Source organism: Pseudomonas sp. BNK-45, from assembly GCF_047456255.1.
Taxonomy (GTDB): Bacteria; Pseudomonadota; Gammaproteobacteria; order Pseudomonadales; family Pseudomonadaceae; genus Aquipseudomonas.
This window is the reverse complement of record NZ_CP179909.1, coordinates 290,623-298,530: the sequence shown is the minus strand read 5'-3', so window position 1 is coordinate 298,530 and position 7,908 is coordinate 290,623. Positions and strand designations below refer to the sequence as shown.

Sequence of the window (7,908 nt, the reverse complement as noted above, 5' to 3'; positions counted from 1 at the left end):
TGCCGGGTTCCATCGCCTGCAACTTATCCACAGCTGGCCTCCAGAACGATCCGCCCACTGGAGCAAGGAGCGCCGTCATTGAGGTAGGCGAAATACAGTTTCTGGCGCTGGGCATCGAAGCGCAGGTTGAGCTGGATACGATCACCGGGGCGCACCAGTTGCTGGAACTTCAGCACTTCCATGCCGGCGAAGCGGCCCGGCAGGTCGAGCAGTTGCTGGCCCAGGGCCAGGGCCCAGTCCACTTGCACGACCCCCGGCAGAACCGGGGTGGCGGGGAAGTGCCCGCTGAAGTAGGCCAGGTCCGGCGGAACCGCCAGTTGCAGTTGCCATTCGTCGGCGTGCTGCAGCTGTTCCAGCACCTCCGGCGCTTTGGGGCGCGGCGCCAGCAGCAGGGCCTGGACCTCGGCCTGGGGCAGCTTGCCCTGGTTGTTCAGCGGCAGTTGCCGCACCAGGCGCCAGCGTCGCGGCAGGGCCAGGGCCTCACAGTGCCGGGACAGGTGCTGGCGCAGGGTCTGGGTCAGGTGACGCCGACCCTGATTGCGCAGGGCATGCAGGCCGGATTCGCTGAGCACCAGCAGGGCGCCGAGGTAGGCGCGGTTGTCTTCGACCACCCCCAGGCGCGCTTCCGCCACCCAGTCGTGACTTTCCAGGGCCTGTTCCAGCATGGGCAGGGAGAGGCGCTTTTCTTCCAGTTTGACGATGCGGTCCAGGCGGCCCAGCAGTTCGAAGCGGCCGTCGGCGGCAATGCGCGCGGCGTCGGCGGTGTGTTCGACATGCCCGGGCGGCAGATAGGGCGAGGCGATCAGCAGTGCGCCGTCAGGGTCCTGGCTCAGGCGGACGTCGGCGAAGGGTTGCCACAGGTCCGCCCCCTGGCGCCAGGCGATACCGCCGGTTTCCGAGCTGCCGAGGATTTCCGTCGGCCACTGCTGCAGCCGTTGCTGCAGGCTGTCGGCGGCTTCGGCCGGCAGGGCGCCACCGGAAGAGAACACCCGGCGCACCGGGCTCAGGGCCGGCCAGTCGAGGTTGTCGCCCATGCGTTTGAGCAGCGCGGGGCTGGCCACCCAGGCGAAGGCCGGGCATTCGCGGCTGGCCCGTTGCAGGTCTTCGGGGAAGGGCAACTGGCGGCGCACGAAGGGGCGCCCGGCGCACAGTGGCCAGAGCACGCGGAACAGCAAACCGTAGATGTGCTGGGTGGCGACGCTGCCGATGATCCAGGCCGGTCCCAGGTCGGCGCCCCACAGGTGCTCCAGGGCCTGGACCTCGTTGGCCAGCTGGCGCAGGCTTTTGTCGATGCGCTTGGGCTCGCCGCTGGAACCGGAGGTGCACAGGCTCAACCGGCAGGCGTCCAGGTCCAGCTCGGCCGGCTCCAGGGGCTGGGCCTGCAACTGCTGCAGCGGCGTGTCCTGATCGGTCAGCCACAGGTCGACGTCCGCCGCCCAGCGTTGGCGGGTCTGGGGCTGCAGGTCGGCGGGCAGCAGCACGCTGACCCCGGCGCGCCAGGCGCCGAGCAGGGCCACGGCCAGGTCCACGGCGTCTTCCAGGTGCAGCGCCAGGCGGCTCACGCCGCGCTGCTGCAGGGCGCCGGCCAGGCTCAGGGCCTGTTGCTGCAGACCCTGCAGGTCGATCCCGGGCTGGGCACTGACCACGCGCGGTGCTTGGGTCTTGAGCAACAGCCGCTCAAGGGCAATCCAGTTCATCTACGGCCTCGTACCCGTTGTCGTAAAAGCCATTCAATGGCAAACAGCAGACCCATCAGCCCATAGGCGATCAGGCCGTTGTACAACGTCCACCAGCTCAGCGGCGCCCACAGGGTCAGGGCCGCGGCGAGCACGCCGTTACAGAGAAAAAACACGCTCCAGGCGATGGTCACCTGGCGGGTATAGCGGATGGCTTTTTCCGGCAGGTCCGGCTCGCCAAGGCGTGCCAGGCGTTCCGCCACCGGGGGGCCATATTTCAGGCTCAGGCCGAACAGACCGAGCATGAAGCTGCTGATCAGCACCGGGTACCAGCGCAGCAGCGCCGGGTTGTCGAACCAGGCCAGGAGCAGGCAGAACGCGATTGCCACAATGGCCATCCACAGGCTGCCGGGGCGGCGTTCGCCGGTCAGCGCCCGGGCCAGCCACAGGCCGCCCAGCAGCAGACCGAACTGCCAGGGCGCGAAGTGCTCCATGCCGAAGTACACCGCGAAGGGGTAAAGCAGGCCGGCCAGCAACAAGCCCAGGCCGATCAGCCGGCTCATGCGGCCGGCTGGACCAGACGGTAGACCGCCTCGACCACGTCGTTGACGGTGCGCACCGACTTGAATTCCTCGGCGGCGATTTTCTTGCCGGTCTGACGCTTGATGTGGTCGATCAGGTCGACGGCGTCGATGCTGTCGATTTCCAGGTCCTGGTACAGGTTGGAGTCCAGGCTGATGCTGTCGGGGGCCAGTTCGAAGAGTTCGACCAGGGCATCGCGCAGGGTGTTGAAGATGTCGTCACGGGTTTGCATGGTCGGTTCTCAAGCTGCCTGTTTTGCAGTGACGAACGCCGCAAGGCTCGCCACGTTACTGAAGTGGTTGCGGGTGTCCTTGGCGTCGGCATCGATCTTGATGCCGTACTTTTTCTGGATCGCCAGGCCCAGTTCCAGGGCGTCCACCGAGTCCAGGCCGAGGCCTTCGCCGAACAGCGTCTGATCGTTGCCGATGTCCTGGGCGCTGATGTCTTCGAGGCCCAGGGCGTCGATGATCAGCAGTTTGATTTCAAGCATCAGGTCCGGGTGTGTATCGCTCATCTCTGGCGAGCTCCTTAATGAAGTAGTGGTGCAAGTGCTCATTGAGCTTGCGCGAAGCCTGGGGCGCCGGGCCTTGGGCTGCAAAGGTCTGTGGGTCTATATCGGCACCGACGTGAAAACTGAAGTGCACACGGCGTTGTGGAATGCGGTACCAGGGCTCGGCCTTGGTCAGGGTGGTGGGGCTGACCCGGATCACCACCGGCGTGATGATTTTCGCACCGCGCAGGGCAATGGCCGCAGCCCCCCGATGAAAGGCGGGGGCGCTGCCGGGCTGGGTGCGGGTGCCTTCGGGAAAGACGATCAGGGTCTGGCCTTCCTGCAGTGCCCCGGAGGCCGCATCGAGCATGTCCAGGCTGCCGTCGTTGCTGATGTACTGGGTAGCGCGCACCGGGCCGCGGGTGAAGGGGTTGCTCCACAGGCTCTGCTTCACCACGCAGTTGGCGTCGCGCACCAGGCCGATGAGGAACACCACGTCGATCAGCGACGGGTGGTTGGCGATGATCATCTGCCCCGGTCGTCCGAGCCGCTCGGCGCCCTGCACCTCATAGGTGAGCACGCCGCTCTTGGCCATGAAGCGGATGAACAGCCAGAACAGCCGGCTCACGGTGTTGCGCGCCCGCTGGCGGTGGCTGTGGGCATCGCCGGGCAGGCAGGCAAGCAGCGGGAAAATCACCAGGCGCAGGCACAAACCACCTATTCCGAACAGTGCAAAGCTCAGAGCGGTGGCCATCAGGCGCCAGTGGTAGGCATTGCGGCCCTTGGCGCTCAGTGCTTGTGTTGCCAGGTCCATACACGATTCATCCAGGCATGTTGGCAAGTGTTCTGTGCACCGAGCAGCAGGCGCAGCAGGTTCAGGGCGTGGGGCCACGGGGCCTTGGGGGTTTGACCGTCGTCGCTGCCCAGCGACAGCTGCCAGTCGTCGCCCGGCGTCAGCAGCAGGCCCAGGGCGTAGGGGAACGGCACGTCGTCGATCCAGCTGGCATAGGCTTCGGGCGGCTGCTCCTCGGTGATCACCAGCAACACGTGGGGCGCGCCGTCGGCCAGCAGGCTGGCGGCTTCCAGCAGGCCGTGTTCCAGGCCATCGCCGGCGGCGGCCAGAGCGGTCATTTCGCTGGTTTCGCCGCGCATGATCGACCACAGGCCGATCACCGCGTTGTGCACCGACAGGCTGAACTGGGTGGGCGACAGCGGCTGCTCGGCGGCCAGGTCGCTGAGGATGTCGAAGGTGCGCGGGGTTTCGCCATGCCGGGAAATGAACACCAGCGGCAACTGCTCCAGGCCCTCGGCCAGGGGCCAGCCGACGCTGAAGGCCATGCGCGCCAGGCGGCTGAGGCGCCGGCGCTGCATGGCGGGCAGAAAGGACACATCGGGAGCGGCATCGCTGCTTTCCGGCAGGGTCGGCTGGTGGCTCCAGGCCTGCCAGGCGTCCACGCTTTCGAGCCCAGGGGCCCACGCACGCCATTGAGCGATGTTGAACTTGATCACTTGATTTCATCCCGCCCCTGCGGGCTTCCTTGACGCGGTGTATCGCTTCGATTGGCGATTGACCTGGGTGACGCGAAGGCGTCAGTGGCGCGCATTATCCCGGTGCGACTGGCTTGTAGCAAATGCTGCTTGGGTTGTTGGTCGCAAAAACGCCGAATCTGATCTAAGGGAAGGTGTCTATTTGCCACTATTGCGGACCGCTCCGAGCGCAAGCCGCCGTGGCCAAGCCTTGGTCCGGCCCGACCCGGCGCTGCCAGGACTGCGCAAAGTCTTGCGCTGTCGAGGTAGCTAAGGGCCGACGTGGCCTACTACACTCGGTGATCTTTGATACAGGGAGGTCTAGACATGCGGCGTGTGGTGTTCAATCAGAAAGGTGGCGTCGGCAAATCCAGCATTGCCTGCAATCTGGCGGCGGTCAGCGCCAGCGAGGGCTATCGCACCTTGCTGGTGGACCTGGATGCCCAGGCCAACTCGACTCAGTACCTCACCGGCCTGACCGGCGAGGACATTCCCATGGGCATTGCCGATTTCTTCAAGCAGACCCTGTCGTCCGGGCCGTTCGCCAAGAAGAACCAGGTGGATATCTACGAAACGCCTTTCGACAACCTGCACGTGGTGACCGCCACCGCCGAGCTGGCGGACCTGCAGCCCAAGCTTGAGGCCAAGCACAAGATCAACAAGCTGCGCAAACTGCTGGACGAGTTGGCCGAGGATTACGACCGGATCTACCTGGACACCCCGCCGGCCCTGAATTTTTATGCGGTATCGGCGCTGATCGCCGCTGATCGCGTGCTGATTCCCTTCGACTGCGACAGTTTCTCCCGTCAGGCGCTGTACGGCCTGCTGGCGGAGATCGAAGAGTTGAAGGAAGACCACAACGAGGGCCTGGAGGTCGAGGGCATCGTGGTCAATCAGTTCCAGGCCCGGGCCAGTCTGCCGCAGCAGATGCTCGATGAGTTGATCAGCGAAGGTCTGCCGGTGCTGCCGGTTTACCTGGGCAGTTCGGTGCGCATGCGTGAATCGCACCAGGCCAGCATGCCGCTGATCCATCTCGACCCACGGCACAAGCTGACCCAGCAGTTCGTCGACCTGCACAACCTGCTGGAAAACGCCTGACCCTCAAGTCCTCGTGAGCGCAGGCTGTGTCCTGCGGCTCATGACGTCGCGTTAGATCCCCTGGCTGCGCAACCAGCCCAAGAGTTGTGGCAATGGCAAGGCGCCGCTTTGCCGGGCCACTTCCCGGCCGTTCTTGAACAGGATCAGGCTGGGAATCGAGCGAATGCCCAATTGCCCCGATAGCTGCGGGTTGGCTTCACTGTCCAGCTTGGCCAGCCGGCACTTGCCACTCAGTTGCGTGGCGGCCTGCGCGAAGATCGGCGCAAAGGATTTGCACGGCCCGCACCAGTCGGCCCATACGTCCACCAGCAGCGGCAGGTCGCCCTTGATCTGGCTGGCGTAGTCGCCCTGTTTCAAGTCAAAAGGCCTGCTCAGCAAGACCTCGGCCTTGCAGCGTCCGCATTTGGGGTGATCGCCCAGGCGTTCGCCGGGGATGCGGTTGAGGCCGTTGCAGTGCGGGCAGGGAATCAGCAGTGGCTCGGACATGATGGGCTCCGCAAATAGGTGGAGCGCCTTAGATGGCGGCGCCCGGGGTGAATATCAAGTTGGCGTCCGCCGGGCAGGTGTCGGCATGGCCTCACGTGCTGGGCGGGGCCAGTTCGACGCTGAGCAGACGGTCCATGGAGCGGCCGATGTAGAAGGTAAAGGGCCGGCCCAGGTCCATGGCCATGCCCTCGCACCTGCCCATGAAGCCTATGTGCTGAAACGGAGAAATCTCCCCATCCTCGTGGTACTGCAAGCCCAGGGAACCGACACTGAAGCCGACGCGGTCGGCGCGGCGATCCACTCGCGAGCCCCAGGAGGTCTTGATCGCGGACAGTTGGATGCGGTTGTCGAACAGCATCTGGTTGAGCGTGGGGTTGGCGAATCTGATGTTGCCGAACAAGAACTGCGCCGGTTCGCGCTTGTGGTCTTTCCACTCCAGATACACGTTGTAGTCCCCTGGTCCGCTCCCGGCCTTGCTGCCCATCTGGCTGAACGGCATGCCCGGCGCCTGGAGGGTGGCCTGGTATTGGCAAAACGCCTCGTTGGGCGTGCCGGTGGCCGAGAGCTTGCCGCTGATCAATTCCTCCATCGAGTAATGAAACATCACCGCGGCGTACTTCACCGGCTCCAGCGCCAGGGAGAAGTGGCGCGGCAAGGCCATGGCTCTTTTGCGGTACTCGGGGCTGGTGTATTTCCCGGTTTCCGGAGCGATCTCCAGAACGGCCTCGAAGGTGCCGGCTGCGCGCGCCTCGACAATTTCGTTGAACAGCGCCCGCAGACGCTGGCGCTGGCTGTCGGGCACGCTGCTGTCCAGGCTGATATGCAGGGTCTTGTCGTCCTTGCGGTCCATCTCCAGGCCGATGGCGTCGGGCTCGATGCCGATCCCGGTGGCCATCTGAGTGATGGTCTCTGCAAAGTACGGCACGATCCGGGCCTGCTTGGGGTCGCCCACTTCGTCCTGGAAATGCAGGGTCAGGTAGGTCTGCTTGCAGCCGGTCAGCAGCATCAGCAGCAGGGCTGCCGTGTAGAGGCGTCGGTTCAATGGAGGTCCTTGTTGCGCAATGGCGCTTAGCGGAAGTCGACGCTGGTCAAGCGATCCAGGGTCCGGCCTATTTGAAAGGTGAATGGCCGACCCAGGGTCTGCATCTTTTGATCGCACAGCGCTTGCAGCTCGTCCTTGCGGGTGTCGAAGGGCAGGGCCGAGGTCAGGGTCTGGACGCCGATGGAGCCGATGACGATGGCGAATTCGTCGAGGGGCACCGGTGCGGGCCGGGTGATCTTCGAGCTGGATGGCCAGGCCTGGACGGTTTTCTGCTGCAGGAGCCGGTTCAGGTCAGGGTCATCGAAATGCACCTTGAGTGGCACCTTGGCAATGCTGCCGCTGCGGGTCAGCAAGGAGATCAGGCCGCGCTCGCTGTTGTCCTGTTCAAGGGCTTCGTAGGCGATCAGTTTCAAGGGCATGGGCAGCGTCAGGCGCGCGGTGATCTTGCAACTGACCGGGCCTTGGATTTCGCTCGCGTTGACGATGGCCTGCATGCTGTCTTCGTAGCTGCGGTCCAGCAGCATGCCGAACTCCGGCTCGAACGCCAGGCCGGCGTCGAGGCTGTCCGGCAAGTCGCTGCTGCCCGACGGGGTGACCTTGGCTTGGGCGTTGTCCAGTTCCAGGTGCAGATTCATCGAGCTGGCCTTGCGCGCCTCGGTGACCTGCTCGAAGACGGCCCTGAGGCGGCCCCGTTGTTCCGGGCTCAGGGAGTAGTCCACCAGGCGCAGCTGGATCACCTTGTCATCCTCCTTGTCGCGCTCCAGGGCAATGGCATCCGGGTCCAGGCCCTGGGCGCGGAGCGCCGTGTAGATACTCTGCTTGTACGCCTCGTGCACCAACTGGTCGGAGTATTGCGGGCCGGCCTTGGGATCGGAGCGCACCGAGTCCTGGAAGTGCAGGGTGGCGAAGTCTTCCTTGCACCCGGTCAGGGCGAACAGCAGGGGCAACAGCAGCAGGTAGCGAGGTTTCATGGCGGACTCTTGCAGGGTGTCGACGGGGGGACAGGG

Annotated in this window: 10 protein-coding genes; 1 reads left to right on the top strand and 9 read right to left on the bottom strand. The window is 64.9% G+C overall.

The features are described from left to right. Positions 1-23: 23 nt before the first annotated feature. The 6 genes from ACMGG8_RS01340 to ACMGG8_RS01315 are packed head-to-tail and all read right to left on the bottom strand — an operon-like array spanning position 24 to position 4,257. Positions 24-1,697, bottom strand: coding sequence for an AMP-binding protein (locus tag ACMGG8_RS01340; protein WP_108545919.1), 1,674 nt, complete (start codon positions 1,695-1,697; stop codon positions 24-26). Continuing rightward, the gene (locus ACMGG8_RS01335) at positions 1,694-2,239 is read right to left on the bottom strand and encodes a hypothetical protein (RefSeq protein ID WP_060837186.1); all 546 of its coding nucleotides are present in this window, start codon (positions 2,237-2,239) and stop codon (positions 1,694-1,696) included. Before ACMGG8_RS01335 ends, ACMGG8_RS01340 begins: the two co-directional genes overlap by 4 nt. Beyond that, a complete protein-coding gene (locus tag ACMGG8_RS01330) occupies positions 2,236-2,490 on the bottom strand; it encodes an acyl carrier protein (protein ID WP_060837187.1) in 255 nt (84 codons plus the stop codon). Before ACMGG8_RS01330 ends, ACMGG8_RS01335 begins: the two co-directional genes overlap by 4 nt. 9 nt (positions 2,491-2,499) lie before the next feature. After that, a complete protein-coding gene (locus ACMGG8_RS01325) occupies positions 2,500-2,772 on the bottom strand; it encodes a phosphopantetheine-binding protein (RefSeq protein WP_011058851.1) in 273 nt (90 codons plus the stop codon). Then, entirely contained in the window at positions 2,741-3,562 is an 822-nt protein-coding gene (locus ACMGG8_RS01320; protein ID WP_060837188.1) for a lysophospholipid acyltransferase family protein, read from the bottom strand. Before ACMGG8_RS01320 ends, ACMGG8_RS01325 begins: the two co-directional genes overlap by 32 nt. Next, the gene (locus tag ACMGG8_RS01315) at positions 3,538-4,257 is read right to left on the bottom strand and encodes a beta-ketoacyl synthase chain length factor (RefSeq protein ID WP_235759148.1); all 720 of its coding nucleotides are present in this window, start codon (positions 4,255-4,257) and stop codon (positions 3,538-3,540) included. Before ACMGG8_RS01315 ends, ACMGG8_RS01320 begins: the two co-directional genes overlap by 25 nt. Before the next feature lie 345 nt (positions 4,258-4,602). Between ACMGG8_RS01315 and ACMGG8_RS01310 the strand changes: the two genes are divergently transcribed. Beyond that, positions 4,603-5,373 (top strand): ParA family protein, encoded by a 771-nt coding sequence (locus tag ACMGG8_RS01310; protein WP_060842278.1) that lies wholly within the window; start codon positions 4,603-4,605, stop codon positions 5,371-5,373. A gap of 51 nt (positions 5,374-5,424) precedes the next feature. On the opposite strand, the gene trxC is transcribed toward ACMGG8_RS01310, so the two are convergent. The 3 genes from trxC to ACMGG8_RS01295 all read right to left on the bottom strand — a co-directional run bounded on the left by trxC (position 5,425) and on the right by ACMGG8_RS01295 (position 7,872). Further along, positions 5,425-5,859, bottom strand: coding sequence for a thioredoxin TrxC (gene trxC / locus ACMGG8_RS01305; RefSeq protein WP_060842279.1), 435 nt, complete (start codon positions 5,857-5,859; stop codon positions 5,425-5,427). A gap of 91 nt (positions 5,860-5,950) precedes the next feature. Then, positions 5,951-6,901, bottom strand: coding sequence for a hypothetical protein (locus ACMGG8_RS01300; protein ID WP_414159045.1), 951 nt, complete (start codon positions 6,899-6,901; stop codon positions 5,951-5,953). Positions 6,902-6,927: 26 nt separating this feature from the next. Then, positions 6,928-7,872: a hypothetical protein gene (locus tag ACMGG8_RS01295; RefSeq protein WP_060842281.1), complete on the bottom strand. Its 945-nt coding sequence runs from the start codon at positions 7,870-7,872 to the stop codon at positions 6,928-6,930. Positions 7,873-7,908 lie beyond the last annotated feature (36 nt).